Origin of the sequence: Pseudomonas sp. FSL L8-0168 (assembly GCF_037976155.1) — a bacterium.
Lineage (GTDB): Bacteria > Pseudomonadota > Gammaproteobacteria > Pseudomonadales > Pseudomonadaceae > Aquipseudomonas > Aquipseudomonas paracarnis.
In genome coordinates, this window is the sequence record NZ_CP150262.1 from 3,555,791 (window position 1) to 3,581,943 (window position 26,153).

A 26,153-nucleotide genomic window follows, 5' to 3' on the forward strand; every position below is an offset into this window, starting at 1 on the left:
CTTGTATCAGTTACTTTCGGCCATCATAATCAAAAAAAACCATCTGGCAAGCACAACAAATCGCGAGCTGTCAATACACACTTAATCTAATTTGCATATATTGACAGCCTGACATGCGTTTTGTGGGATTGATTGTTTTTAGTGCGTTGCTTTTTGATATCAGTCTGATAACAGAACAACACGGAAGAGTACGTAAACAGGCGAGGCTGATGTTAATACCTCATGATGATGGATGCTCATCTAAGGGGCTGGTGTGACGAAGCGATTGCACTGATTTTCGCCGCTAGGCTTGGAGCCATCGATCACTTGGTAAAGCACATCAATGGTACTAATCGAAGCGGCCATGTCGCGCAGCGCGTATTAAGAAGGATTACTCGATAGACGCCCTGCAGGAGCGCTAATCGGGATGGCGGCTAGAATGTTAATCACTAGCTATGCTAACTTGACCGCTCGGATACCTAGTCGAGATCGGGCGGTCGGTTCGCCAAGGCGGTATAGCCACAGGGTGCTTCATCTCTTTCGCTTCATATGCATTCCGACAATAGTCAGAGGGCAGCCGACACCGCTGGCGAACTGGAGAATGCTATGCGCGTACCAATCTCTCTTGCCGACCTTCGTGTCAAATACGGCTTCAACCGTGTCGCCAAAAAGCTCCAGCGCAATTGGCGGAGCACTTTTTTCCTATCCCTCGCATCCTCGCAAGAAATCCTCTCGAAGGGTCTTGGCTATCAGGATCTTCATGATCTGCAAAAATCGGCTAATGAGCACGCCAAGACTGTCGCCGTGCCTACTCAGGATGAAGTCAGGGACGGGATCAGTAACTCTATTACCGATTTCTGTCAGTCGAAGAAAGTAACTGACATGAGCGAGCGCGACGTCAACCACTTGGTAAGTTTGCTGCCCCTACACGAGCTTACCGTGTTCCAGACTTCACGCTCACAACAGGCCGGTACTCTCGCTTCTCAGTCCGTCTTTGAGTTAATCACAGGGCCAGCCAATGACCTGGCTGTGGCTGCCAATCAGGGGAAGTCGAAGCGTCCCGCACACTTACGCGACGATCTGAGTTCAGAGCTTCTGAAGCCACCAGCAGATCCCATCAGCCAAGAAGAACTGAAAAGCTTTTGGGAGGTTGTAGAGCGCAAGGGTAGTCTTCATGACCAATGTTTGTGCCTGGGTTTGCTGCAAGGTATTCGCCCGCTTGAACTGTTAAACGTGAAAGCTCATGACGTTTACACTACTGACCAGCACTCTCTCCTACGGATCAAGAATTTTAAAACGCGCAGTCGTAGTGGTCAGCTATTTATGCCTCCCGTATTCAGTAACCTTATTGATCAGTACGTGCGCCAAGCGAAGATTCCTTCAATCGGTTACCTCTTTCCTTCTCCGAAAGACAGCAATGTCCCTATGTCGCTCGAGCAAATGCATCGGATTATTGGAGTCTATCTGCGAGAGGCCATAGCTAATCCATCTCAGAGGCGTGCATCCTCCATTCGCCAATCCATGCTCCACGTTGCTGCGAAACATATTCTCGAGCGGATAGCGCAAAACATGGGACATCAGGTTAGCGGGATGACGATGAAGTATCTGCGCATTCCGAAATCAAGCAATCAGAAGTGATGATTTGGCAAGGGCCACGTTTAATTTATGCCGTGCCCTAGCGGGCCGGCTGTCGTGAACCAGGCCCGGCGATACTCGCCGTTGTCCTAGCCCTGCCGGGCTTCCATCCTCATGTCTGCGCGCTCCGCTTGCATCAAAGATAAGACGTAGTCGTCTGCTGGAAAATAAGAGGTCTCTCCAAGCGGGGAGACCTTGCTAAGGGAGAACTCTGTGATGCCTCAGTCACCATACGAACAACACCGTGAAATCCTTCTGAACGGTATGTACGGAACAGCCTATCGGTTGCAAGAGTTCGTCCTCTATCAGCTTGATCCTTGTAGGTACACTTTCGACATCGATGAGCATCGCGGCGGGTTCGACAGCGTCCACCTTCAGGTCTATCAGGATATGAAGCAGTGGTTCTGGGACAACGGCCCATCAAGCGCCGGATTTAAAGAAATCGCCGAAGCACTTCAAGCCAGATACACCGGGTAAGAAATCGGTTTTCAAACACTGTAGCTAGGTGACAGTCCTCCAACACATCCGTCCTAGGTGCTGCGCTTGGGCAAACCTGTATCTCTTAAAAAAAATCGCTTCAGGCTCAAGGTTTTCCGAAACCAACCGTTTGTGATGGGTAAGTACCTTTTTTGAGCGACAGCTTTGACCCTCTCTACACATGACTTCGCACAGTGCCTGAGCGCCGCCTTATCGTTCCCCTCCACGATTCTCGGCAACCGCCAACGGCGCACATGGGAGCGGCTGATCAGCTACATCGAATCCTCAGCCTGCACATCCGAATTCAACAAAGCTGCAGCCTATGCCGAGGGCTATGCACAGGCTTTGGCCGACAGTGGCCAGATCGATACCTCCACAGACCGGGATCTGCTGATCATTGCAACGGTGGATGCATGGAGATGCACCCGTACTTACCCGAATACTTCTACCAACCTGAGCTACCCAGGAAAACCATGACTTCCTTTTTTAGACGCTACGCCGACGGCGGAACATCAGCCCTGCACATCCATATGCCGCAGCGTCTTTTGCCCACGACCGTCAGTCATTGTCCCATCGAGGTCTTAGTGGGCCACTGGGAAAAGTATCTCGTAGATCCCTCCTCCGCTCATGAGCATTGTCCATGGGCAGCGCGATTCGTTATGGGCATGCCCGTGCCAACCTGGTCGCGCGGGCTGGAATGGAACATCGGAGAGAAGTCTCGCTTCATCTCAGCAGTATGGTTAGGTGGGGATCTGGGGAGCTACCTCACGAATGACTGGTACGAGCCAGAGATCGGTAGAAGAGCATTGGCTGAAAACAGTGAAATTTTGATTGATGGCCAACAACGTCTGCACAGCCTGGAAGAGTATTTCCTCGACCGCCTTGCAGTCCCAGACGCGCAAGGACAGCCGAGGATTTGGTCTGAGCTCGGCAACGGCGAAAGGAAACGCTTTCTGTCGACGATCTTTACCCATGTCAGGGTGTCGTCTGGTGACGAGGTGGCATTGCGCAGAACATACGATCTTTGTGCGCTGGGCGTAGTGCCTCGGTCATTTGATCAACGAGCTATTCGGTAACTTTTTAATCAAGGCGGTCGGGCGTATCCCTTCGGGAGCGGCTGTCGTAAACCGAGCCGCGCTACGCTGGGTCTCGGCCCTTCGGGCTTCCATCCTTACGCTCTTCGACCATCCTGGCCAGCGCGCTCCGCTTGCATACTAGCTGAGGTCACTTCCTTGCTTGGACATTGCCTCCAGCACCCACATACTGCTGGCATCCGATCAAAGACGAGGCCGGGCAAATGGGTTGGCTATTTTGGAAAGACAAGCGCCCAGAGTGGGTTCAGGCAGAGGAACGGGAATTCATCAAGGCTGCGAACCGCTTAAAGACGCTTCAGGTCACGCCTCGCGGTGGCATGCGCATTGACCCCGAGGAGCTCAGGGATCAGATCCTTGCGGCCCGTGAGTTATACAAAGACCTGGTTCAGAAATAACGGCAGGGTGTAGGCAACCTGCTTGCAGCCACCGCCATTTAGCATGCTTTCAGAACGGCAAAAAAGGTGTCCCAGGGAGCTCGACTCACTGAAACCATGGCTCCCAAGTCGGTGGCTAACCATCCCGAGTCAACTGCGTGGCTTACCCACGCGGAGCTCACGCAGTCATTCGATTGAGCCGTACGCGCGATGGACTCTAGTGATCAATCCCACCTCTTTTTGATTCCCATCTCATGCCAGGTGCTGATCTCGTCGGAAGTCATCGCCTGGATATATCGATAACCCTGATCCCTGAAAAATTCTACATACTGATCTCTGCAACCTCGCCGTGCCAAGCGCCGGACAGACTCACGTCTGGAGATCATCATTCATTTTCGGTGCCTCAATTCGAACCGGTAGCTAGTCGACGATAAAGGTCGGCTAAGAGGCGAGCATCCAGCAGCGCGGGATGGGGAAGTTCCAGGAGCGTCACCTTGCCGATATCATCCGCTTCGAGATGCCTGAAAAGCAGGATTAGGTCGGTTGGACGATTGGCAATCGTTAGCTGGCCAACGATGATTTACGTAGGCCAATTGGAAGAACATATCCCAGTCCCAATCTGGAGCGTCCGAGCAAATCTCAAGCGGGCCTTCAAGGTTGCTTAGGAAAGTGAGCAGTGATGCTTAAACACTCCACACTCATTGCCCGGGGAACGAAGCTCAATTCGGAGGAAATCGGGGTTCGTAGGTCACACGTTGAGATCTATCCAAAGGATTGGTAAAGATAGTGGTGCCGACTGGCCAATCTACTCGAAGCTGCAACCTAAAGCGCGGTGCTCGTAAGGGAACGAAGCAGGAGTAGTTGAGACTGTTACAGGGAGCACATGCTAAAGTCATCGCTTGGCTATGCCAATAGGACTAGGAAATGAGTGAACCACCCCGCAGCCATAAAATTCGATCTGAACTCGTAGACGATAATTATGGGCTCGAGCCTGAGATAGAAACCTCAGCACGTATGTCGGAACCGTTTGATCCATCAAAAATACGCGTGCAAACCGAGCGTAAAACTATAGATTTAATATTTAGAAGGTATGTTCATAAAGAAATTGATTTAGCACCTGATTTTCAGCGTCGAGCGAGGCTATGGCCGCTATTTCGACGCAGCCAACTGATCGAATCATTATTACTCAAAATTCCTTTACCAGTCTTTTATGTCGCTGCCGATCAATCAGATCATTGGGCGGTTGTTGATGGTTTACAGCGCCTTACAACTATCGTCGACTTTCTAGGCAACGATTTCGCCTTGAATGGCCTTGAATATCTGTCCGACTTAGAGGACTGTTACTACTCTGATTTAGACCGCGCAATGAAGCGTCGCATCGAAGAAACCGAACTTGTGATAAACATCATTCAACCAGGCACACCTGATGAAGTCATGATGAATATTTTCAAGCGCATTAATACAGGAGGCATTGCTCTGAATGGTCAGGAAATTCGAAATGCCATCCATAAAGGGCCAGCAAGAGAATTCCTTCGAGAACTGTCCACCTCGGAAGAGTTTTTGCTTGCGACGCACGACAGTATAAATGATACGCGGATGGCAGCCCAAGAGCTTGTTCTGAGATTCATTGCATTTTTTATAATGAACAGTCCTGACAAGCCCAAGAACCTAGACAACCTTTTAAATTCCGCGATGAAGCTACTTAACTCGATTGACGAATTTGAGAGATTTGATCTGAAATTGCACTTCAAACGTGCAATGCAATTGGCGCATGAGATATTTGGAACCGACGCATTTAGAAAACCTTCGAAGATCAAAAAAAACCCTATAAACAAAGCTCTATTTGAAAGTTGGGGAGTCAACCTTGCCGCGCTTTCAAAAAACAATATTGAAACCATTCTAAGAAAAAAAGAACTTCTAAAAGAAAACTACTTTTCTGTATATGAAAATGACAAATTCTTCGTGGAGTCCATCACTACATCAACAGGACATAACGCAAAAATAATAAAGCGCCTTATGACAATCGCGCACATCATACATGCCACTCTGAATGGAACTCGGATATGATTCAAAACATAGGACTACTAAACTTCAAGTGTTTCCGCAGAGCATCTGTCAGCTTAAGCAACCTAACTGTTTTGACCGGCTTGAATGGCATGGGAAAAAGCAGTGCCATCCAAGCCTTATTGATAGTTGCGCAATCCATCGCCGACGACTCAAACAAAGGCCGTTTGCTGACCAAGGGAAAATATATAGATCTAGGCACATCATCAGACATCCTTCACGACAATGCAAAAACCAATTCCATTGGCATCAGGATCTCTGGAGGCAACTCTCGAGCAACATTTAAGCTTCGAGCCAAAGCAACTCAAAAGAACAACTACGTTTACAACAACAACTTCAGCACACTGCGACTGGAAACTTTTAGCGATCCACTTTGTGCACCATCATCACAAAATGGCATATCAAAATTTCAATATCTGCAGGCTGAGAGAAGTGGCCCAAGAAAATATCTTCCCGTAGGGGATGATCAAAGTGAGAGTTTCGAGATTGGCTCTCAAGGTGAATTTGTGCTCCACCTGCTAGATATACATGGGTCAAGCCCATTAGACTCAGCAGACCCCAGGGTGATATCTGGAGACGGGCATCGTCTGATTGACCAAACCGAAGCATGGCTCAAATTGGTCAGCCCTGGAGTTAGCCTTCAACTCAAGACATTGTACGAAGCTGACCTGATCCAAGCCGGATTCAGTTTTAGCTCGCCAGGCTCTTTAAATAGCAGAACATATCGCGCTACCAATGTTGGCTTCGGAATAAGTTATGTACTACCTGTGATTGTAGCCTTACTCGCAACCCCCACCGGCGGACTCATCATTATTGAGAACCCCGAAGCGCACTTACACCCACAAGGCCAAACTCATCTGGGTGAGTTATGCGCTAGGGCAGCAAAAGCTGGGATACAGGTTATTATTGAAACTCACTCTGATCACTTTATGGATGGCGTGAGAATCTCAGTCAAGAATAAAACATTGACTCCATCCCAAGTACAATTTCATTACTTTCACCGCCAAGGCACTGAAACGGAGATTAAGTCGCCCAATATTGACGATAAAGGAAAATTGAGCGAATGGCCGGAAGGCTTTAATGATCAGCATCGCAAAAATGCAGTTCAGCTGCTAAAACCTTAACCCAAGGACGGGAAATGTCTGACTTCGTTTTCAACCATTCATCGACGCAACCACCGTTTGGAAACATCCAAGATGTTATTCCAATTTTGGCAGCCATGCTCAAAGCGATGGCCACATTAGAGGCCAACTTTCCAGAGCGACCAAACTTCAGGCTAAGGGATAATCCTTGGCAAATCGAAATTGCCACAACAAATGATGTCAGTCATAACTTGGGGGAAGCTGTAGAGTTGCTCTTTCGCTCTAACCATGTTGACGAAGGAAGCTATTTTGTAGATCTCGCGCTGATGACTCCATCTTGGGATGAACTCGATGAAGCCGTGATCGAAAGCATTATCAACCTTGATGAACTGTTAGAGCACCCGGAAGTTCCAGGCACGCACCTGTTAGCAACTGAAGCAGGAGAAGAGGCGCTCGTCTGCGCAGTGACCGGTTCCGTGTTAGCAAGCCTTTTTCGTAATGCAGCGCATTCGACCTCTCAGATCGGTTTCATCTGCAATGGAAAGACCTATAAATTCGACCACACTTCCAATCCACTGACCAGTTCAAGCATTAGTGAACGGTTAACTCATGACGCTTTCGCCCAGTTATCCGCGAGAAACTTCCCGCAGCGCAAAAATGAAATCTTTCCCAATTTACTTTTTGGATTAGAAACTGACGATCAAATCCTCAACTTTCCAAGCAACTTTATCAAGCTACTATTCACACGACTTAAAGAACTTGACTCTTTTTCTCAGCATTGGCAACAACATGACACCCCACCCGAAAACATGACCTTTCAAAACGAGTCAGAGTTCACAATGAATAAATATGGATACCAGCGAAATAGGAAAGGGTATGACGGAGAGCACCGGACTTTTGAACTCCATGTGTGGGTCGGTAGTGGGACTCGAATTCACCTATTCAAACATGATAACTTAAAACAAATTGAAATCGGGTATATGGGCCCCCACTTAGATACGAAGCTATTTTAAGCCAACGGCAATTAACATTAGCTCCCTAAGTATTAGCGAAGCATGTCATTAGCTGCTAGCTTTATCAGATAACCACTCTCGTTCTGACATTTGAATGGGATTCATGACTAGCAGATCGGGTATCGCTTGGGTGTTGGTCAATCAGAGCTGACTCATCACAGCTCTAGAGCTTAGCGTGCGCAGGGATGCGTCCTTTGCCTGTGTCGTTCACGCCATCAGCGAAAAGTCTCGAGCACCTGTGATATCGCTCTTGTAGAAGGTAACGAGGTGATGATTTCGATGTCCGTCAGGGCCGGCGATCAGGCGCTTACATTCGCTTCGATGGCCCTCACAGTGCATGATTAAAGTAAAACGTGACGCTCCTTGCAGGCCCGCGTCGTGAACCAAGCTACTCGCGGTCTGACGCGTTCTGCCCAAGGGCTGCCTGCTCAGCTTGCCCCTGCGAATGGTTACTAAGCTCCACGCCAGCAACAATGTGACCCCCACCTTCAGCAGCCTGACGTCGAGTCAGGAGCACAGGTGCAGCGGCATACCCACGATCCGCTGCGAACGCCAGGAGGGCTTGCTCGTGATAGTCCTGAACCGCCGATTGCTACTCATTCGCCTCATAGGTCGGAGCATCCATCTACAGCAAGCCCGCCTCGCTAAGCGTAGCTATTCCTTTCCTAGTACAGTGCTCTGCCGAACCACCGACCATATGGCGACAAGCGCCAATCTCCGTTTGACAGCTATGGAGATTGGGGATATTTTCCCTGCTCAAATGGCTGACCCCATGTCCATAGGCCACCTGTGGGAATCAAACAGTCGTAAAAGCAGAAACTGATGTAAAGCAATGCAAATGAAGCGCTTTTCCAATTTGGCAAAGGGACTTTGTTTAGTGGCCTGACACTGTCCAAAACCCAAAATTTTGGAGAATGTGCGTATGAACACGAAATCAAAAAACCTGCAAGAATTCACCCTCACTATCCTGGGTAAAGATCGGACACCGATTCAGCAGAAAGTCTTTGACAGCAATGACTTTATCCTGCCTGGCACACGGGTTGGCTTTGACAACCATGAGCCAAAAACCCGCAAAGACAAGATGAGCGCCTGGGCACGAGCCCCTCTGAGCGAGCATGACATCGAGATCTCAAATCTCATGCATCTGCGCAACCCATTCGATCATCTCGTCAAGGCGATTGATACCTCTCAGCTTACACTTTCGATTCCCTACAAGGGCATCAAGGTCAAGGTAAAAGAACTTCGCGAAGCTGCTCTCAAGGCTGCGCCGCAGGGTACGAAGATCGGTGTGGCCTTCGATACCTACGCCAAAGAGCAATACGGTCACTCCTATTCTGATCTGGTCAGCGATGCCCGTAAAAAGGTCATCGCCCAGTTCAAGGCCGCGTTTTCGGAGAACCTTAGTCAGCATCCGATGAGCGATGAGTACCATAAGGACAAGGATATTTTCCTGCACCTTCCTGCCTGGACGCCTGAAGCCACCTTGAAGGAATACAAGTCGCTCGCAAAGAAAGGTCACGTGTACTCCCAGTACCTGGCAGGCCTCTTCCTAGCTTCGGACGCTGGTGGCTACAAGGTTGAGTGTGTTGAGTACCTGCTTATGGCGTATGAAAACAAGCAACCCGAAGCTATACGCGTGCTCGCTGAGTTTTTGCGTTTCAAGGAAGACTACTACGGTGCTGCACAGTGTGCGCTTCTGTCTATCGACGGCGGCGATGACTACTCGACGAAAATTTTCCGCGACGTGCTTGGCAATGCGACTTACCGGATGATGCAGACGAGTCATGGTATGGTGCCGCTTAGCCACGTGATCATTGAGAACCTACGTGCACACGGGTTCGACTCAATCCTGAGGGAGCATTTCAGCGAGTTCAACTCTGCCCCACAACCGCAAATGCGTATTCCTGGTTTTCTCAAAGGGGGTCGGTCATGAGCGGCGTTCAGATGTGGGATAGCAACGGATCCGACGAAGAGCATGAAGAGTTCGAGTGCCTCGATTGCGGGTGCATCACGTCAGAGGCTGATTTCGAGTCAGTCGACGATGAGGTGAACCGGCAAAGCCCGCGCTGCCCTAGTTGTCAGAGCGCGCACCGGATCTCCCGTGAAGAATGCGAATGTGGCGAGCCGGCAACGCATGAGGTTGAGTCAGGGTTCGTTTGCGACGATTGCCATGAGCACTATGTCAGCGGGTACATACGAGACTAATGCTTAGGGGGTGGGGCGTGCATAATTGCTTGCACGCTCCCACTTACAGATGCTACTTCGAGCATTCGACTTTCCACCTCACTTGTCGATAAGCGTACGATTGATGGGAAATAATGTAGATCGGTCGACCACCGAAATCGAAAAGGTACACAGCCCGAAAAAGCTGACCGGGGAAACGCAACGAAACTATTGGATTGCCCATCGGCCCAGATCATCCCGCTTAGCGATTGAAATCATCCCTGCCGCTGTTAACAGAGAACCGCCCCAGCAAATGCGTCCCAGTTAAAGCTTCTTCAGCCATACTCTTGCGCTGAAATTTTTCCAATCGCAAAGCATTCTTGAATCAAAGCATCGAGAAGTGCGCTGAGCTTAGAAGTGTCGTAGGCGCCGTTCAAAATGGACTTATTGGTCTGCTTAAAAAAATCTCTAGCATAGCTCTCTTTATGCTCAAGAGCTCCATGATATGCATTCAAGTCTTTTTTGTAAGTCGTCCACGCTACCTTAGCCTGAGGATAACCACTTATTGTCAGATCCAAATAACACTCAATTGCAGCTGCTCTCTTATTAATATCAGCCATCGACTCCCCGCCTGGCCCCTTCGTTAAAAATGATTCGAAGGCCTTAAGCTCTGGCAACAACATTACTCGCATATTTGCCAACAACGGCATTCTTGTTATTTTCAAATATGCTTCATAGCCCTCGGCGTCATTATCGAAAACAAAAATAACATTATTTTGGATATCAATCTTTATTAGACCATCAGCAAACTTCACCAAGCCTCCAGTCCCCGGAAATGGATGGCTTTCGCTAACATCGATAAATCTAAAAAAATCCTCAACCTCAGGCTTTAGCAGATGTAGGGCATGTTTGATTATATGAACATCAGAACTGCCTTCAGTGGCGATTAGGAACGCATGCTTTTGGCCAGCTCCTGGTTGAAAATCAGCTTCTTCAGCATAACCTTCCTCGACAACTGGCCCCCAATTCCAAAGGACTTCTGAATCCAAATTTTCCTCACATTCCGCGCACACTCGCAACACTGCATAAGGATGAAGAAAGCCAACAAGAGCGCCAAATAGACTCGTCTCGGAATAAGCCAGATTATTGATATTAACAGGGACTTTTGAGGTTCTGGGGTCGTTAACGAATTGCTCTGTCATCACGAATTTAGAATCGTACGATCCGTCGAGAGCTTTAAGAGGATGAATTTTTACAAATTCGCAAAATTCGTCAAAGCCCAAGAAACTGCCAATGACCTCTGCTTCCTCGGCCTCAAGAATTCTATACAGAGTTTCTTCCCACTCCGAAACGTAGGAGTCGTATTGTTCTCGAACCGCTTCCAGTGTGAATCCTAGGAGCTCTAGTCTAGGGAATACGTCTTTAAGCAAGGCACACATCGATCTTTCCATGGAAGCAACGAACTCCGAAGGAAGGTCTGGATAGCTGTAATCCAGCTGGTCACAAGTGACTCGCTTCTGGTGGTGACTTTGAAAGAGCGGCCCATGATCATTACCTGGGCCATTTTTGCTCCAATCGATGCACACGCCTCCCATTTTCAACGTAACTTCCGTGCCCATCTTCTATATTTCTCCTCAAATCCATCAATTCTTAATCGTCAACGGCATCTGGCCCTCCGCGCAACGGCGCGTGATTGCCATTAGGATGCTCGCTTGCAAAACACGCTCACGCCATGCTGTTGAATACTGCCTCGCGCACAATGCTGATTCCGGAACTGTAGCGCTTAATCTGGACTGCTTTGCGGGCAGCTTCGATATTGAGGCCTGGATGGCTAAGATTGACGTGCACGCGCTGCTGCTCTTCGATGTCGTCTAGAACTCTAGGATCGCGGCAGCCTTCGAATCGCCTGGCATCAGGTGTGACAGTGTCTAGAGTTCGCGCCTGACAGACTCACGCGTACGAAGATCATCAGCCATGTCCCGTGCCTCGATTTGAACCGGCAGTCAGTCGACGATACAGGTCGGCTAAGAGGCGAGCATCCAGCAGCGCGTGATGGGGAAGTTCAGGGAGCGTCACGTTGCCGATATCATCCGCTTCGAGATGTCTGAATAGCAGAATCAGGTTGGTTGCGCGATTGGCCACATTTGCCGGCCAACGATTATTTGCGTAGGCCAACTGGCAGAAGAGATCCCAGTCCCAGTCTGGAGCGTCCGAGCAAACCTCGAGAGGGTCTTCTAGATCGCTCAGGAAAGCGAGCAGTGAGGATTGGGCTTCGACTAAGGTTTGCCCGTACTCAGCAAAGTTGAGCTGAGGCAGCACGTTCTGGATCACGAAATCGCTGCAGTCTGCCACTTGGTAGGTATCTGTGAGCTCGACGTAGAATTCGTGGCCGGCCTCGGACACAAGTGCCAGCGAGATCAACTTCGTGTCTCGGTTCAGCTGAGTGAACTCGCAGTCCAAAAATAGCTTCATCCCCTCCTCCCCTGTGAGTATCTGGTTCACGCCTGCCGGTGTACCTTTGGCAAAACGATCAAAGCCGGCTGGTTTCTTTTATGACTTTAACCGATTGTCCTGAAGAACCTACGCCTGCGCTCACAGCAAGAGAGGTTTACCAAGTATTGCGCGATGCGAGCTTTGGGCGACGCGTGATGGTCAGAGTATGCGCTCAGACTTGGGACGAGCTCTATGCCGGCATGTTCTTGGTCGATATCGAGGGATTGAGCATTACGATCTTCAACGACTGTGATGAGCTTGATTACTGCGAAGCGTGCGTGAGTTCGGATCGACGGCGCTGTCCCTATAGCCCTGCTTAGCACGCGGAAGCATCAGACGTTTGAGAACCTGCTGAAGCCGCTCTAAAAACCATATTCAATAGTGGGCGCCTTGATGGGTCGGCTACAGTGAACCATGCCATGTCCTCAGTCGATGCGCTTTCATAATCGCGCCTTCAGCCTGCCTGCCTCATGTTCAGAGAGAGAAATCATGACTTGTATTTTGGTTGCTCATCTAGGTGATGAGGTCATCATCGCCGCCGATAAGCGTGTCACCCAAATCACCCAGGACGGCGTGAAAATCCCTTGCGGTGACAACGAGGAAAAGATCGTTAGGACTAAAGTTGGCGTCATCACCGGGGCGGGCTCATTGGCGATGCTAGATCCAGTTAAATCGTTTGTTCGAGACCACGGTTTCAACAGCCCTGATGATGTCTTGGACTTGATCCTGCGTACACGCCACTCGTTCTCAGAATTCCATGCCGAAAGCCCTCGTCTTCAAGCAGATCTAGCCGAGACCTCATGGATGTTCACATATCCGACTATGGAGAATGATCAGGCGATTACTCGGTTCGTCTACTTCCACCAGCATCACAGCGCCGAATCCTTACGCGCGCTAACCGAGGGAAAAGTGATGTGCTTCCCTGGAGGTTTTTCCTTGGAGCAAGCGAAAGAGCTGCAGGCCAAGCTACAGGGCGTGGTGACTGCAGCACTCGATTCTTATCCTACTGATCAGGTGAGACAGCTGGTGGCCTCGTACATGCTTACCTTGATTAGTGAAGTTTCGGCCACCAGCGAAACAGTGTCGAACAAGTGTGACATCGCTCTTGTAGAAGGTAACAAGGTGATGATTGCGATGTCCGTCAGGGCCGGCGATCAGGCGCTTACATTCGCTCCGATGGCCAACCCGGTGGCTGACTAAACTAAAACATGGCGCTCCTTGCACGCCTGCGTCGTTTACCAAGCCACTCGCCGTCTGACGCGTTCCGCCCAAGGACTGCGTGCTCCGCTTGCTCGTGCGGATGGTTACTAAGCTCCACGCCAGCAACAATGTGACCCCCACCTTCAGCAGCCTGACGTCGAGTCGGGAAGCACAGGCGCAGTTCAGCGGCATACCCACGACCCACTGCGAACGCCAGCAGGGCCTGCTCATGAAAGTCCTTAACCGCCGATTGCGACTTATCCGCCTCATAGGTCGGAGCATCCATCTTAGGCGTGAGCCATAGCGCTATAGGTGCCGGTCTCCCATTGCTAAGGCATACTTTCAGAAGGGCAGTCATAGGTTGAAGACGCTGATCACCAATGCGAGCTACCTGATCGTCCATCGAGTACGCTGTGAACTAGGCTCTTGCAGCGTTAAAGTCGACCCATGAGGCCAGTTAATAACGATACGAGTTGCCTACCTTCATCTGGACATACCTAAAGGAGTAGCCATGCTTCAGGTCGCGACAGCTAAATTATTTACCCACCCTTCGCACACCAATCGCCTAAAAGGGGTGCTATACACCAATGTACATCTACCAAGTGACACAACTGTTGATACAGCAATAGGATCATTCACCCCCCTTGCGCACACCCAATACGGTAATGCACTTTTTTGGGATTTCACAGAGCATGTAGAGGGCACCGAGTTTGGCCCTGGTGTTTTACATTCTAATGGTATTGACGCCTATATTGATGACTGTGCAAGCGTGTTGTCTTTCGCGCTAGAGTGTATTTGCACGCCAAGCTCGTCCGTAGCTGATCGACTTATTAGAGCCGGGGCAATTAATCGGCGCGACACACCTCAACAGCTAATACCCAAAATATTTGATAAAGATAGATATATTAAACCTGAGGATCTCTCTAACTTTCAGAGTTTACTGAAAAGCATAATTGGTCTACCTCGCGTTAAGTTTCTAGGCGTTATGAAGGCAATCCGGACGTACGTTGCAGCACTTCACCGCCTTGAAGAGGATGTAAATCTCTCGTATACCCTCCTTGTCATGTCCATGGAGACTTTGGTTCAGGATTTCGACGGATATGAAAGCAGTTGGTCAGACATAGAGGATCGGAAGCGCCGACCGCTTGAAAAAGCTATGGAGGGCATAGAAAAAGCTCATGCAGATGCCATCAAGGATACCTTAATAAAAGTTGAGCACGTGGCCGCTAACAAACGATTCAAGGCATTCATCCGTAGCCACATCAGAGATGTCCACTTCTCTGTCGAGCTCTCTGGCGAGCCATCGCCGGTAGGTAAAAGGGATTTCGAGGAAGCTCTGAATAATATCTACAATGTACGCTCTAAGTACGTGCATACTCTCAAACCGCTTCCCAACGAATTTTTAGCTTTTTCAGGCTCCAGTGAGACAGTCCATATAGGTGGCGAGCTAATCTTGACTCTTCGTGGTTTAAGAAGGGTAGCAAAGTCGGTAATTCAGTCCTTTATAGAAAACCAAGAACAGATTGAGAAGGAACCTTACAATTACACTTGGGAAAGCCCCAATATAATTCAGGCAAAAATGTGTCCTAGCACGTGGATATCAAGAACGGATGGCCTTTCGAATGAGAGTTTTAGACTGTATTTTGAGGGATACATCTCACTTCTCGACCAATTCCTCACCAACCACCCAGATGGACAATTGTATGACGTTCGAAGGGTTCTAGAAATAGGATTAGCCAAACGCAGCCAACTTAAGCCTGAGCATCATCGGGCCCTCGTCGGCCTATATATTGCCTTTGCTTATTTCACCCATCCGACTCTTCACCCTGAAACCAAGCTTGAAAGCATTGATTACGAAGCTATAAACCTTCCTTCTATCGAGTCATTAATAATTCACACTGCGACGGGAGAAGTAACAGACTGGCCTATTGAAGAACATATAAGGCAGCATAATGCCTATTTCAAAAAACGACATAAGACGTCCGGAATCAAGGTACCTCCTAAATTAGAAGCATGTATGGATCTCGCGCTGGTTGAGCGATGGCGAGCATCAGGCGATCACGATAAGGCGTTTGAGACGCTCAATTGCGCAAGAATTAATAGTCCTGGGTTAATTGAGATACACAGTTTTAGCGACTCCTTCACTTCAGACTCAGCTATTAATTGGCTTAGAATCGTTTATCCATCGTTGAATAAACTACGTTCACAAAACACCTTGGACGACAGCGGGCTCTAGAAGATATGCACGCAATCAGGTCGCTCACATCGATAACCAATATAAACTGGGGCGATACAGCAGCGGCCAATCCTAGGAGCTTCACGATGCTTGCAACCGATGATCCATTCGAACGCGCAGAGCAATATCAGGCCCAACGAGGCGAATGGGTGGTTGGCGGGCTGGAAACCCAGGTTTTCTGGCCAAATAGGGCTCAGCTGATAACCTTTGAGGGGATAGAGTTTTTGCTGCAACCAGCTATATCCGAAGGGCAGCATCGGAGCCTCCCTGCAATCGCGCTTCGAGTTAATGGTCAAGACATGACTGTCAATGAAGGGCGAGCGGCAGTGATGCGCTTGGCGACTGCAATGGCCTGGCGTGAGGGTGCGAAAGTAGAGATAGTCATGTGGGGTGGTGGTAGCCATCCACATCGAGTAGGTATGCTTCGCAACAACGCCTTTACCGAGTTTTTTTCTGACGAGAACCTCCACTCCCCTCAAAGCGATGAAGCCCGCAAAGCAATGGCCTACTATCGTGAAGGGCTGTCACTCGGCAATCCCTTCTACTCGTTTCTCGGATTCTACAAAGCGTTTGCCCGCTCTCTGCCTGCTGGCCGAGAACGAGGGCCGTGGATCCAGCAGGCCCTCCCGGTATTAACGGACAGAGACTCAATCGCACGTCGTGATGAGTTGCAGGCTCTTGGGACTGACATTTCCGACTACCTAGCAACACAAGGCCGCCATGCTATCGCACATGCCGAACGCGACGATATCGTAGATCCTGATGACCCGGCTGATCACCAGCGGATTCACATGGACAAGCCACTGATGAGACATCTTGCTGAGCTCGCTATGGAGGAGCGTCTTGGGGTGCCAGCACGGTGGGCATATGAACGGGAGCACCTGTATGAGCTCGAAGGATTTCGTGCTCTGTTTGACCAGGAGCAGTTGGACAGCCTGAAGCAGGGTGAGCTCGCTCCGAACCGGCAATGCGAAATTCCTGATGACTTTTACGTACTCGCACGCAAAGGAAAGTCATGCGCTCCCCTTGGAAATATGCGCCTTATATCCGCTGGCATGGATGACGGGAAGGTAGGTGTTCGTCTGGAGTCGGCCAACGGTCGAGTGGCGTTTATTTTTTGGATGGATTTCAGAAACGAACGTTTGCTAATTGATCCTCTAGCGGGTTGTGGCTTACTAAATGAACGGCGTGATAGCAGAAGTGACATCCAATCGGAGCTCTCTCTACAGGAGTTTAAATTCGCCTTGTACTGTAATGCGTCGGTGGAAATCTGGTCTTCAAACCTGCAACAGCGCTTAGGTAAATCAGAGCCTTTCATACTGGAGAATGCCATGCCAGACTTGGCTGGGCATCGGCAGATCATCGACGAGCTCAAGGCCGCCTTGGAGAGAATCCCCCCTGAAGAGGGCTAACTCCGTGAAGGCGTTGAAGTTATTCGACTCCCTAAATGTAATCACCAGTTGCAGCAGATACCCCCCCGAGAATAGTAATTCTCGCGGAGGATTCGATGTCTCCCGGCTAAACTTAGCCAAGTTCAACTCTGCATAGTGATTAGACGGGTGCCAACCTAAGCGGCATCCTGCATTCATTTAATTTACTCTTGCTCAACCATAACTTCTGGAGCCCCACACTTGATCATTCGCATTTGCTTTATTCTGGATAAATGAAGACCTTCAAGAAAACGATGGTGACTACCAGCGCATTTTATCTCCTGGCATACCATTCTTGCTATAATTTTTTGCTTGCTTCCGAAGGGATTGATAATGTCCCCTAAGTTGTTTCACATACTTCACATCTACAATGGCACCTTGCGTTGCAGCTACAACCACCTCATACATCTGAAACAGGTCATGATTCACCGCATCATCAGTCAGCTCCGCTGGCACTAATCCTCCCTTCCTCAGAAAACTGTTGTATAGATCTAAAATTGAGGCAGTTTCACTGTCGGGGTGGTTACAGAAACGTCCGAACCCCCTAAGAAGGCAAGCGTAGCCCACCCATAGGCTCAGCATCTGTCTAGATGCATACTTCGGTTTTTTGTTGAATACAGGAAATCTAGCTTTTAATAGATCAGTGAATTGCTGATACCTAAAATCGTCATCTCTCTTGTTGAACTCCAAAAACGCAGAATTCTTAGTATCAATGTAGCGAAAATCAACCAATGCATTTGGAAACAGTGAAGCCGTCTCCGCGATTGCGCGTCGCCGAACAGCTATCTGACCCTCAGAAAGATTTGGATTTACGAGTTCTACCAAAACCATCTTACCTTCAGATTCTTTTCGAGCGACGGCGTCAAATCTCGAACTAATCCCCGGAAGCTGTGACTCTACTTCAATAACATATCCCTTACTCCTGTATTCACTTACTATCAAATCAAGCTGGTACCTTTCATACTCTTCCATTACCAAAAACTCCCATTATTATCGGCATAAGCTTCAACTTTAACGGCGGTCGCATGTTGCTTAGGCAGAGCGGAACCTGAAGGCGTAAGCCCCGCCCCATTAGCAATCATCAACGCCCCTGCGATTTCAGACGCGAAACCGATAGGGACGACCAGGCTTGCGCTGGGTATTGGAGCAAAGCGTTCAGTGATGATCCGAGCTACTGTCTTATCGTTCTTAAGGATATGTGGAGCGAAACCATCAATGGTGTGCTTCAAACCATTATCAACATCTATATATTGCTGACTTATTGGAAAATAAAACACCTTTACGGTTACCGCTCCCTCGTAGGGAATTATCCCAGGGTACTTGATCGCTACAGCTCCTCGAGCCACATTCTCAACCAGTGCCTTCCATATGTTCTTCTTGTTGGAGGTCGAGTTAACAGAAGACGGATTACCTAAAACCGTAAACTCAATCGGGATCGTCATAATCTATTCCGGTCATACATACGTTGAAGGAGCCTTAGCAGTGAGCTTCACTATCGACTTCATTAGAACTTACAAAAATTTCAAGCTTCGTCGGCCTCTGCCTGAAAAATCTCAATCAGCTTCTGGTTATAGTCATCGAGATACATCTGGAGTCCATCACGATCAATTAACCGCACGCCCGCCGTAACGGCCAATTCTTTTGCAGACTTTGTGTAATAGGAGTTCGTGACTACCATAGCCTCGTCGCACCCGTAGAACGCTTTAGCAGAGATGGCTTGCTGCACAGCAGCATTGCCCACAGAACCAGAGTAATTCTTCGCCTGGATGACCATGTTTTTACCGAACCGGGTAACGAAAAGGTCAGCGCCCTGATCAGCAGTCTTCTTGGTCTCTTGGACGTCGTAGCCAATGGTCTGGAAGATCTCAACCAGGAAAGCTTCAAATTGAAATCCGTCCATAGCATCCACCAGATACATGGTGATGAACTGATTCGGATTGAAATGCTCCAGCTGAGATCCAAGCCGCTCGACGAGAATATCGAAATAAATTTCCTCGCAGAGGCTCAGGCCATTCCGGAAAACCTGTATCGGGAGGAGTGGCACACCAGATGTCGACGCCGCCTGGGGATTGAATTGCACATTGGGGAAAGCAACGTCATTTTCCCACAGGTAGTAATAGAACAAGGCCAAGTCAGACCTGAAGGTCGTTCCTGCCTCTTCAATCCAAGAACGTAAGGTGTCGGTAAGATCAGTCCGAATGTGGCGGGTCAATTCTGTGGAGAAGCCCAGATAGGCAGAGTTGAAGGCGGTGGTCTGTAGCAGCTTGTCCAATAGGGATGGAAGACCTTCAAGTTCGTCAAAGCCTTTGCGAATCAAGACTTCCCTGAACAGCTCTCTCTCGCTGTACACACCATCCAACCGTGGGCCGGGTACCCCTGCGTCATCGCTGCTACCTGCGCGCTCCCGGGTGGTGTGAATGAAGTTCGTGAAGTACGGCTGCTTTAGCTCCGAGTATTTTCTTAATACGTTGTTCAGAAGATCGTTGAGCTGGGCTTGCTCCTTCTTCTTCCCAAAAAAGTCTTGAATCAAGCCTTTGGATCTGTATTGAAAGTCGGGATAAAAGGAAGGATCCAGTGGCGTAAGGTGGCGCAGCGTGAGCTCTGATGATGGCGACACCTGAGAGCCCATGCACCATGGGCACCCTGTCTCGAAGGTAGTCCTATTGCATCCATTGCATTGGTAAATCATCGCGTCGATTCCTTTCTTGAGTCATCGCGCGGTCTCGCGCTTATCTTGCAAGCGAACATAGCTCAGTGCCATCAGTTCGTCCATTGGGACTATCCAGAGTGACAGAACCGTGGTGGATCAAGTCCTGACGGTACTGATAAAAGCGCCCAATCACGGGCAGAGTGAGCACAATAACACCTGCATTTACCTGGTTGACAATCACTAGAAAATGCACAAAAATGCCAGTTGACATTACTTAGAATTTGCACGCTTTTCGGAGAGTCAAATGCCAGAATTCCAGCATCCAAGCGAGCTTGAGCCGAAGCTCTGCCGAGCCCATCTCGATGTCGTTTTCAACAACCTCTTGGACGCTGCGTATAAGGCACTAGAGGCTACTTCGACAGACGATGACACCAATTGGACACGAGGCGTTTTTCCGTATGGGCGCATCCATGGTCGCTTCATACGTCTTCAACGTGAGGGTGACCTTCCTTGGTTCCGACTCGTCAACAAAACACTGGATTACACAGTCAGCGTCAACGGGGTTTTGATGCAGTTCGTAACTGATGACCCTGACCTACGCAAGAAAGGGCATCGTTTACAAAAAAACCAAGTCGAGCGATATCACGACAGCCTTCTCGGGCCAGCCAACGATGGCAACCTCACTTGGCGGGTATACGTAGATAGTGACCGTAACCCTGATGGGCCAACCCTGACGGTCTCGATCTTGGGTTTTGACACGAACCGGAACGTTATTTGCAAATGGGTTCACAACTATGAGCCTTTGGTCTCGGTTCGCACGACCGCGCTTTCGCCAGTCGTTGAGATTGTTGACTCGCTGCCGATCCGTCGCGAGAAAGACGCAGCACAAACAGAAATGAAAGATACCGACTCGAAAGATGAATAACACGACAGGCTTCCTGCCTTTGGGTGACGAGTTTTCGCCCGACAAGCTCCGCCTCGCTAGGTGCGCGGCGGGGCGATCCCTTGCTGAGATTGGTGAGCTACTTGGCGTTACCAGGCAGTACGCGCACAAACTTGAGGTCAACGCGATACCCTCCCCTAATCAACTGGAGCGGCTTTGCGAAGTCCTGAATGTTGGGGAAAGCTTTTTCTTTGCCCCCCGAAAAAGTGGCGTCGAGCTAGAGCAATGCCATTTCCGGAGCGTCCGAACTTCGACACTTACTCTCAAAAAAACCATCGCCGCTCAAGTTGAAATGTTCGAGTTGCTGGTTGATGAGCTGGACAAGGAGGTCGCATTTCCTGTCGTGGACTTCGCTGCCCTTGATGAACCTGTCACCGGTGCTGGGAAGATTGAGTTGGTAGCGGAGCGATTTCGCAGGGAACAAGGATTAGGCTTAGGCCCGCTATCGAGTGTGACAAAGCTCGCAGAGAAGATTGGCGTTTTGGTGGTCAACCTTGCAGACGCTGATGACCGAATTGATGCTTTTTCTCTTTTTAATAAGCGTCCTTTAATCGTTCGCAATACATCCAAGGCCAACCCTGGAAGGCAACGGTTCGACCTGGCCCATGAGCTCGGCCATCTAGTCATGCACCAAGGGATCGAGACAGGGTGTCGTGAGACTGAGGAACAAGCCAACCAGTTCGCCAGCGCACTCCTGATGCCACGAGCAAGCTTCGCTGCGGAGTTTCCGACCATGAGAGGGAAGTACCTGAACTGGCCAGCGCTCAAGGAGCTAAAGCTTCGCTGGAAGGTGAGCTTCAAGGCATTAATCTATCGGGCTCGTGCATTGGATCTGCTAACTGCCGATCAAGCCAAGAGTGGCTTTACCTACCTAGCGCGTAAAGGGTTTACAAAAAGCGAAGAGTTTGACGAGTTGATTCCGATGGAGTACCCCCTCCTCGTTCAGCGCGCAATCGACTTACTGGACTACACGACGTGGAATCGCGTGCTCGCTGCTGCCGGCTTGAGCACGGAGATGGTGAAAAATCACTTCATGTTGAATGTACCCATCGCCCCCTTACGGTTAGTGAACAGCGCCCAACGCTAGGCTTAACAACGCTAACCGTGGAGGCAAGCCTGCCATGAACAAGCCACTCTTCGACTTTGACCTCAAACGCGTCTCGCATCAGCACTACATAACAGGGAAAGCCGCCATCAATTTCCCGCATCTAGGAAGCACCACCGGTGGGTGGCATTTCCTTTCTTATTTTGATTGGGAATCCGGCGTGGCCAAGGTGTCGTTGGCAGGTATCCATTATCCTGACACGACAGCCTACTTTGGTGACCTTGGCATCATCGACGTGACCGATGAGCTAGCAAAGCGTGGATGGTCTGTTGAAGGACGGCGGCTGTACATGGCGGATCACTACAGAGCCGCTGCGGATATTGTCGTGAGATGGGCACTGAGCGAGTCCAACCACTGCAGCGTCGAGATTGATGATTGGTTTCCCTCTCGTGCGGAGAGACAGCGACTGCTTGAGATTCTAGATACAGGAAGGTCAAAATTTTCCGAGGCTGACCGATGGCAAAAAGTGGAAGATTGGCTGCGTACGCAAACCTTCAGCTAGGGTAGTCGCTAGTCTGGATGGAGCGTGGTGCCAGTGCTAAGTGGTGCGTCGGCCCCAAGGGCCCCAGGTCGGTGGATTTTCGACGATATCAATCGATGCGCTGAGCTCGTCTTGCATGCGCTCGAAAACCCTGTCGAGAGGCGAATGGGCTTTTGACTCCCTCAATGCGCTAACCAGTTGGAACAGCTCGCGGCCCTGCGCTAAAGACATCTGGACGTCGCAGTAGACTGTGTCGTCATCGCCTGTCATTCCCATCAAAAAAACCTCGCAGTATGGTGTTGGCCTCTGTTCCCACCACAGGCATTAGGCCGTGCCCCTTCGGGGAGGCGCTGTCGTAAACCGAGCGTTGGCGCAAGCGCCGGCGTCTCGGCCCTTCGGGCTTCCATCCCACACGCCTGCGCGCTCCGCTTGCCTTAATGTTCAAATGCGTTAGCTGCGTTGGCTGGATGTGGATAAAATCGATGGTTGTCGGCAAGATTAATCCCAGATCGCATGGTTGATAGCAGGAGACCGACTCAGTGAACAGTGCTATCGAACTACCGGAGAAATCGTGGGCAACTTAATAGCTTTGACACGAAAAAACCTACATGAGCTCGAAGCTATCGAACGCCTCGCCTCATTTCTAGGTGCCGACCGATTCGGTGCTCTGGCTCTGCAGTTAGCTTACGACTATCGTGTCAAAATCGAAGAGCCCTACCAATCTATATCCAAACTGCATCACAGCTCTATCATAGGTATGAGTGACGCTCCGTTTGAGGAGCTGCGCGTCGTTTGCGAAGTCGTTATCAACCGAGTTCCTGAACTGCTTCGGATACTGTCATACCGGAATCGACACGAAAATCGTACAACTGTCCCCCATGGGCTTTGGTTAGCTCTTCTAGAACGGGCCAATGGAGATATGTCTGTCATCGAGCCTTCAAGTTCGCGCGCCGTTGATGGGCGCTTGCCTCCAGATTTTTTTGCCACATGCCACGACTTGATATCTAACAACCAGGCAGTGTTTGACCAGAATTTTTTACTCGCACGTAAGCACGAAGGTTTATCAGCCAGCGAGGCCGTGGAGAGCTTAATCGCACACAGACGAGGCGGCATTTGAACGTCGCAATACACTGTGCGGGAATCGTCTGTCGTACTTGTCTGATACGCGAAGATTGCGGTGTTGCGTGCCCATCGGGAGCGGCTCTCGTTAACCGAGTCTACGTCTCGGCCCTCGGGCGTCCATCCCACACGCTTGCGCGCTCGACTTACCATGCTTATCCAGCCGCGTGATCACTTGACTTCGGTTCGAGTGGACACTCAGGCTGAGCTAAATCCAAAGCTCAATGGGTTCGATGCATTCGTACGGCTGCGGTGTTACACCCCTTCAAAAATTCAAGCCGTAAAAAAAGCACGGCAGGCCTCCATCAAAGCAGTAGCGTCATGCAGAGCTCGATGGCGCCTGGTTGTTGGCAGTAGGCGATAAATGTCACAAGCCGCCTCCCGGCCCACTAACACCTCCAAAGGCTTCAACTCGAAGGTCGGCATCAGGTCTGCTGCTTCGTAGAGGACATCGAGCCAAAAAACATCTTGAGGTGAGTCGCTGCAAAGCACCTGCCCTGAAAACAGCTGATTCATTCGTTCCGCCACGGTGGGTGGGGCATCACCTTCCTGAAGTAAATGATCCTGAGTAAGACCATGCATGTCTTGCGCATCGAACGACCAATGCGTCCAATAGCTGGCTGGCTTTATCAACGAACTGAACCAGGTTTCATTCGACACGACAGCCACCTCAATGGGATAGCTATCTGGGGCTATCCCTGATGCCTCGAAATCGATAAAAAAAGAAGGCCGTTCCACCTTGCTGCTCCTGTTTGAAGGTTGCGACTGTCCCTGCACAGCCGGGGAAAGACGGTCTTGATAAACATGAAGTCGTCCCTAACAAACGGCGGGCAAGTCGTAAGGGTATGCTCGCTAGATACTGATTTCTCGTCGGAAAACCAAAAAACTTACCCTTCATAACCTTGACCAACTGCACCCCATGGTCTTCATTTCTCGCAATCACCCAAGAGAGATGCTGGCATGACCTTTTCATCCTTGTTTCGCCCCGATAGCGCCCCCGTAAAACTCGATGACACCTTCAACTACCTCATGTTGAGCTCTCTCCATTGGAACGACGCCGACCTTTAGGTGATGACAAAGGCAGCCAAGCAGCGCTTCGCCGTCCTGGCCCTTCGGACTTCTATCCTCAAGCCTGCGCGCTCCGCCTGTCTAGTTGCATAACAAATCAGAAGTCCCCCCAAACAGGAGTTGCCATAGCTCCGCGAGAGGTCACTGATGCAACAGTCACCATACGTAATACATCGCGAAATCCTCCTCAACGGCATGTATGGAACAGCCTATCTGCTGCAAGAGTTAGTCCTCTATCAGCTTGATCCCGGTAGGTACACATTCGACATTGATGAGCATCGCGGAGGGTTCGACAGCGTCCATCTTCAGATCTATCAGGATATGAAGCAGTGGTACTGGGACAACGGCCCATCAAGCGCTGGCTTCAAAGAGGTAGCCGAGGTACTTCAAGCTAGGTACACCCAGCAAGCCCAGGAGAATCTAGGGGAGCTGTATCTCCTCCAGGCGATGAAGCCAAGCAATTTTCCTGCTGAGCCTGGCGAGATACCTGCAGACTCTCATAGGCATGCAGTTGAGCGAGCTGAGCTGCTTCACAGGGAGTATGTCGGCAAAGGGTTCATCAACGAGTAGACGTAGTCTACCGTTCCCCTCCATCCAACCAGACATGGGGAAAAACCGATGGCATGGCTATTTTGGAAAGACAAACGTCCTGCCTGGGTGCAGGCAGAGGAACGAGAGTTCATCAAAGCGGTGAATAGCCTGCAAACGCTGCCGACAACACCTCGTGGCGGGATGAGGATTGATCCTGAAGAGCTCAGGGATCAGATCCTTGAGTCACGAGAACGATACAAAGATCTGGTGAAGAGGTAGCGATGCGAAGAGTCAGCTGGCTGGGTGCCTGACTAAGTTGTTCACGCAGGGGCGGATTGGTGCGTGCCACTGCGGGGAATGGTTGTCGTGAGCTGAGCCTTGGAAAGCCCACGTCTAGGCCTTTGGGCTTCCATCTTGCACGCCGCGCACTGCTTTCCATGCCCACGCACTCGAGCAATTTACTCACGCAGGACTCATGCGATCATTGATTGATCCGCACGCGCAGTTAACTCTCGTAATCAATCCCACCTCAATTTGATGCCCATCTCATGCCACGTGCTGACCTCGTCGGAAGTCATCGCTTGGATATATCGATACCCCTGCTCCCGAAAAAAGTCGACGTACTGATCCCTACAACGCAGATGGACTGACTTCTTATTGAGGTCTTCTGGAATAGACTCAAAATTAGCGATCAGCGCTTGTACGAAACGATCCCGTTGAAACAACGGATCGACTGCAATGGATCTGACGTGGATATAGGGGGCAGATGCATCCTCATTGCACTGTTCTTTGAAACCTTCTTCCGAGATGAAGTCGTCATTCGAGTGGCCAAAATGAGCAAAGCCTACGAAATTGCCTTCATGCTCATAGATGAGGAAGTTCTCGGGGGTGCGTTGAATCCAATCCTGAAAATCTTCTAGGGTAGCGTTCGCGTCGCCTGCGCAGGCTGAGCCTTCAGCGCGGAAGCAATTCACCGCATCGCCTGGGGTGGCGGAGCGGTATACGGATGCCCACAT

At 50.1% G+C, this 26,153-nt stretch carries 25 protein-coding genes; 17 read left to right on the forward strand and 8 right to left on the reverse strand.

The window, feature by feature from the left end:
- Nucleotides 1-585: 585 nt before the first annotated feature.
- The 8 genes from MHH62_RS16175 to MHH62_RS16210 all read left to right on the forward strand — a co-directional run bounded on the left by MHH62_RS16175 (nucleotide 586) and on the right by MHH62_RS16210 (nucleotide 9,651).
- On the forward strand, nucleotides 586-1,617 hold the full coding sequence (locus tag MHH62_RS16175) for a hypothetical protein (protein WP_339231328.1): 1,032 nt from the start codon (nucleotides 586-588) through the stop codon (nucleotides 1,615-1,617).
- Between the two features lie 213 nt (nucleotides 1,618-1,830).
- Nucleotides 1,831-2,091 carry a hypothetical protein gene (locus tag MHH62_RS16180; protein WP_339231330.1) on the forward strand — a complete coding sequence of 87 codons (261 nt, stop codon included), beginning with the start codon at nucleotides 1,831-1,833 and terminating at the stop codon, nucleotides 2,089-2,091.
- A gap of 165 nt (nucleotides 2,092-2,256) precedes the next feature.
- The gene (locus MHH62_RS16185) at nucleotides 2,257-2,568 is read left to right on the forward strand and encodes a hypothetical protein (protein ID WP_339231331.1); all 312 of its coding nucleotides are present in this window, start codon (nucleotides 2,257-2,259) and stop codon (nucleotides 2,566-2,568) included.
- On the forward strand, nucleotides 2,565-3,167 hold the full coding sequence (locus tag MHH62_RS16190; RefSeq protein WP_339231333.1) for a hypothetical protein: 603 nt from the start codon (nucleotides 2,565-2,567) through the stop codon (nucleotides 3,165-3,167). The genes MHH62_RS16185 and MHH62_RS16190 overlap by 4 nt, the downstream gene beginning before the upstream one ends.
- Nucleotides 3,168-4,483: 1,316 nt before the next feature.
- Nucleotides 4,484-5,626 (forward strand): DUF262 domain-containing protein, encoded by a 1,143-nt coding sequence (locus MHH62_RS16195; RefSeq protein WP_339231335.1) that lies wholly within the window; start codon nucleotides 4,484-4,486, stop codon nucleotides 5,624-5,626.
- Complete coding sequence (locus tag MHH62_RS16200) at nucleotides 5,623-6,747, forward strand: DUF3696 domain-containing protein (protein WP_339231336.1); 1,125 nt, start codon at nucleotides 5,623-5,625, stop codon at nucleotides 6,745-6,747. Before MHH62_RS16195 ends, MHH62_RS16200 begins: the two co-directional genes overlap by 4 nt.
- A 14-nt stretch (nucleotides 6,748-6,761) precedes the next feature.
- The gene (locus tag MHH62_RS16205) at nucleotides 6,762-7,718 is read left to right on the forward strand and encodes a hypothetical protein (RefSeq protein WP_339231338.1); all 957 of its coding nucleotides are present in this window, start codon (nucleotides 6,762-6,764) and stop codon (nucleotides 7,716-7,718) included.
- A 922-nt stretch (nucleotides 7,719-8,640) separates the two neighbouring features.
- Nucleotides 8,641-9,651 carry a hypothetical protein gene (locus MHH62_RS16210; RefSeq protein ID WP_339231340.1) on the forward strand — a complete coding sequence of 337 codons (1,011 nt, stop codon included), beginning with the start codon at nucleotides 8,641-8,643 and terminating at the stop codon, nucleotides 9,649-9,651.
- 565 nt (nucleotides 9,652-10,216) lie between these two features.
- Here MHH62_RS16210 and MHH62_RS16215 read toward each other — a convergent pair.
- Nucleotides 10,217-11,500: a HEPN/Toprim-associated domain-containing protein gene (locus MHH62_RS16215; protein WP_339231342.1), complete on the reverse strand. Its 1,284-nt coding sequence runs from the start codon at nucleotides 11,498-11,500 to the stop codon at nucleotides 10,217-10,219.
- Between MHH62_RS16215 and MHH62_RS16220 the strand changes: the two genes are divergently transcribed.
- The gene (locus MHH62_RS16220) at nucleotides 11,493-11,756 is read left to right on the forward strand and encodes a hypothetical protein (protein WP_339231344.1); all 264 of its coding nucleotides are present in this window, start codon (nucleotides 11,493-11,495) and stop codon (nucleotides 11,754-11,756) included. The two genes, MHH62_RS16215 and MHH62_RS16220, sit on opposite strands and share 8 nt — an antisense overlap.
- Before the next feature lie 93 nt (nucleotides 11,757-11,849).
- Here the strand turns inward: MHH62_RS16220 and MHH62_RS16225 are convergent, their stop codons facing one another.
- On the reverse strand, nucleotides 11,850-12,353 hold the full coding sequence (locus MHH62_RS16225) for a hypothetical protein (protein ID WP_339231346.1): 504 nt from the start codon (nucleotides 12,351-12,353) through the stop codon (nucleotides 11,850-11,852).
- A 510-nt stretch (nucleotides 12,354-12,863) separates the two neighbouring features.
- On the opposite strand from MHH62_RS16225, the gene MHH62_RS16230 reads away from it, so the two are divergent.
- From MHH62_RS16230 to mauJ, 3 genes are all read left to right on the forward strand, one after another.
- Nucleotides 12,864-13,574 (forward strand): hypothetical protein, encoded by a 711-nt coding sequence (locus MHH62_RS16230; RefSeq protein WP_339231347.1) that lies wholly within the window; start codon nucleotides 12,864-12,866, stop codon nucleotides 13,572-13,574.
- Nucleotides 13,575-14,085: 511 nt separating this feature from the next.
- Nucleotides 14,086-15,810, forward strand: a complete 1,725-nt coding sequence (locus tag MHH62_RS16235; RefSeq protein ID WP_339231349.1) for a hypothetical protein — start codon at nucleotides 14,086-14,088, stop codon at nucleotides 15,808-15,810.
- 86 nt (nucleotides 15,811-15,896) lie between these two features.
- Nucleotides 15,897-17,222: a methylamine utilization protein MauJ gene (gene mauJ, locus MHH62_RS16240; protein ID WP_339231350.1), complete on the forward strand. Its 1,326-nt coding sequence runs from the start codon at nucleotides 15,897-15,899 to the stop codon at nucleotides 17,220-17,222.
- A gap of 279 nt (nucleotides 17,223-17,501) precedes the next feature.
- Here the strand turns inward: mauJ and MHH62_RS16245 are convergent, their stop codons facing one another.
- The 3 genes from MHH62_RS16245 to MHH62_RS16255 all read right to left on the reverse strand — a co-directional run bounded on the left by MHH62_RS16245 (nucleotide 17,502) and on the right by MHH62_RS16255 (nucleotide 19,929).
- Entirely contained in the window at nucleotides 17,502-18,212 is a 711-nt protein-coding gene (locus MHH62_RS16245) for a hypothetical protein (protein WP_339231351.1), read from the reverse strand.
- Entirely contained in the window at nucleotides 18,212-18,682 is a 471-nt protein-coding gene (locus MHH62_RS16250) for a RusA family crossover junction endodeoxyribonuclease (RefSeq protein WP_010218777.1), read from the reverse strand. Before MHH62_RS16250 ends, MHH62_RS16245 begins: the two co-directional genes overlap by 1 nt.
- 80 nt (nucleotides 18,683-18,762) lie before the next feature.
- On the reverse strand, nucleotides 18,763-19,929 hold the full coding sequence (locus MHH62_RS16255) for a restriction endonuclease (protein WP_339231354.1): 1,167 nt from the start codon (nucleotides 19,927-19,929) through the stop codon (nucleotides 18,763-18,765).
- A 265-nt stretch (nucleotides 19,930-20,194) separates the two neighbouring features.
- On the opposite strand from MHH62_RS16255, the gene MHH62_RS16260 reads away from it, so the two are divergent.
- From MHH62_RS16260 to MHH62_RS16270, 3 genes are read left to right on the forward strand one after another with little or no spacing between them, the layout of a single operon-like run.
- A complete protein-coding gene (locus tag MHH62_RS16260; protein ID WP_339231356.1) occupies nucleotides 20,195-20,815 on the forward strand; it encodes a hypothetical protein in 621 nt (206 codons plus the stop codon).
- The gene (locus MHH62_RS16265; protein ID WP_339231358.1) at nucleotides 20,808-21,920 is read left to right on the forward strand and encodes an XRE family transcriptional regulator; all 1,113 of its coding nucleotides are present in this window, start codon (nucleotides 20,808-20,810) and stop codon (nucleotides 21,918-21,920) included. Before MHH62_RS16260 ends, MHH62_RS16265 begins: the two co-directional genes overlap by 8 nt.
- A gap of 34 nt (nucleotides 21,921-21,954) precedes the next feature.
- Nucleotides 21,955-22,440 carry a hypothetical protein gene (locus MHH62_RS16270; protein ID WP_339231360.1) on the forward strand — a complete coding sequence of 162 codons (486 nt, stop codon included), beginning with the start codon at nucleotides 21,955-21,957 and terminating at the stop codon, nucleotides 22,438-22,440.
- A gap of 36 nt (nucleotides 22,441-22,476) precedes the next feature.
- On the opposite strand, the gene MHH62_RS16275 is transcribed toward MHH62_RS16270, so the two are convergent.
- The gene (locus tag MHH62_RS16275) at nucleotides 22,477-22,689 is read right to left on the reverse strand and encodes a hypothetical protein (protein ID WP_339231361.1); all 213 of its coding nucleotides are present in this window, start codon (nucleotides 22,687-22,689) and stop codon (nucleotides 22,477-22,479) included.
- A 301-nt stretch (nucleotides 22,690-22,990) separates the two neighbouring features.
- Here MHH62_RS16275 and MHH62_RS16280 point away from each other — a divergent pair, with 301 nt between their 5' ends.
- A complete protein-coding gene (locus MHH62_RS16280; RefSeq protein ID WP_339231362.1) occupies nucleotides 22,991-23,536 on the forward strand; it encodes a hypothetical protein in 546 nt (181 codons plus the stop codon).
- Between the two features lie 275 nt (nucleotides 23,537-23,811).
- Here the strand turns inward: MHH62_RS16280 and MHH62_RS16285 are convergent, their stop codons facing one another.
- Nucleotides 23,812-24,276 carry a hypothetical protein gene (locus MHH62_RS16285; RefSeq protein ID WP_339231364.1) on the reverse strand — a complete coding sequence of 155 codons (465 nt, stop codon included), beginning with the start codon at nucleotides 24,274-24,276 and terminating at the stop codon, nucleotides 23,812-23,814.
- A 477-nt stretch (nucleotides 24,277-24,753) separates the two neighbouring features.
- On the opposite strand from MHH62_RS16285, the gene MHH62_RS16290 reads away from it, so the two are divergent.
- The gene (locus MHH62_RS16290) at nucleotides 24,754-25,176 is read left to right on the forward strand and encodes a hypothetical protein (RefSeq protein WP_339231365.1); all 423 of its coding nucleotides are present in this window, start codon (nucleotides 24,754-24,756) and stop codon (nucleotides 25,174-25,176) included.
- Between the two features lie 479 nt (nucleotides 25,177-25,655).
- On the opposite strand, the gene MHH62_RS16295 is transcribed toward MHH62_RS16290, so the two are convergent.
- A complete protein-coding gene (locus MHH62_RS16295; RefSeq protein ID WP_339231367.1) occupies nucleotides 25,656-26,153 on the reverse strand; it encodes a GNAT family N-acetyltransferase in 498 nt (165 codons plus the stop codon).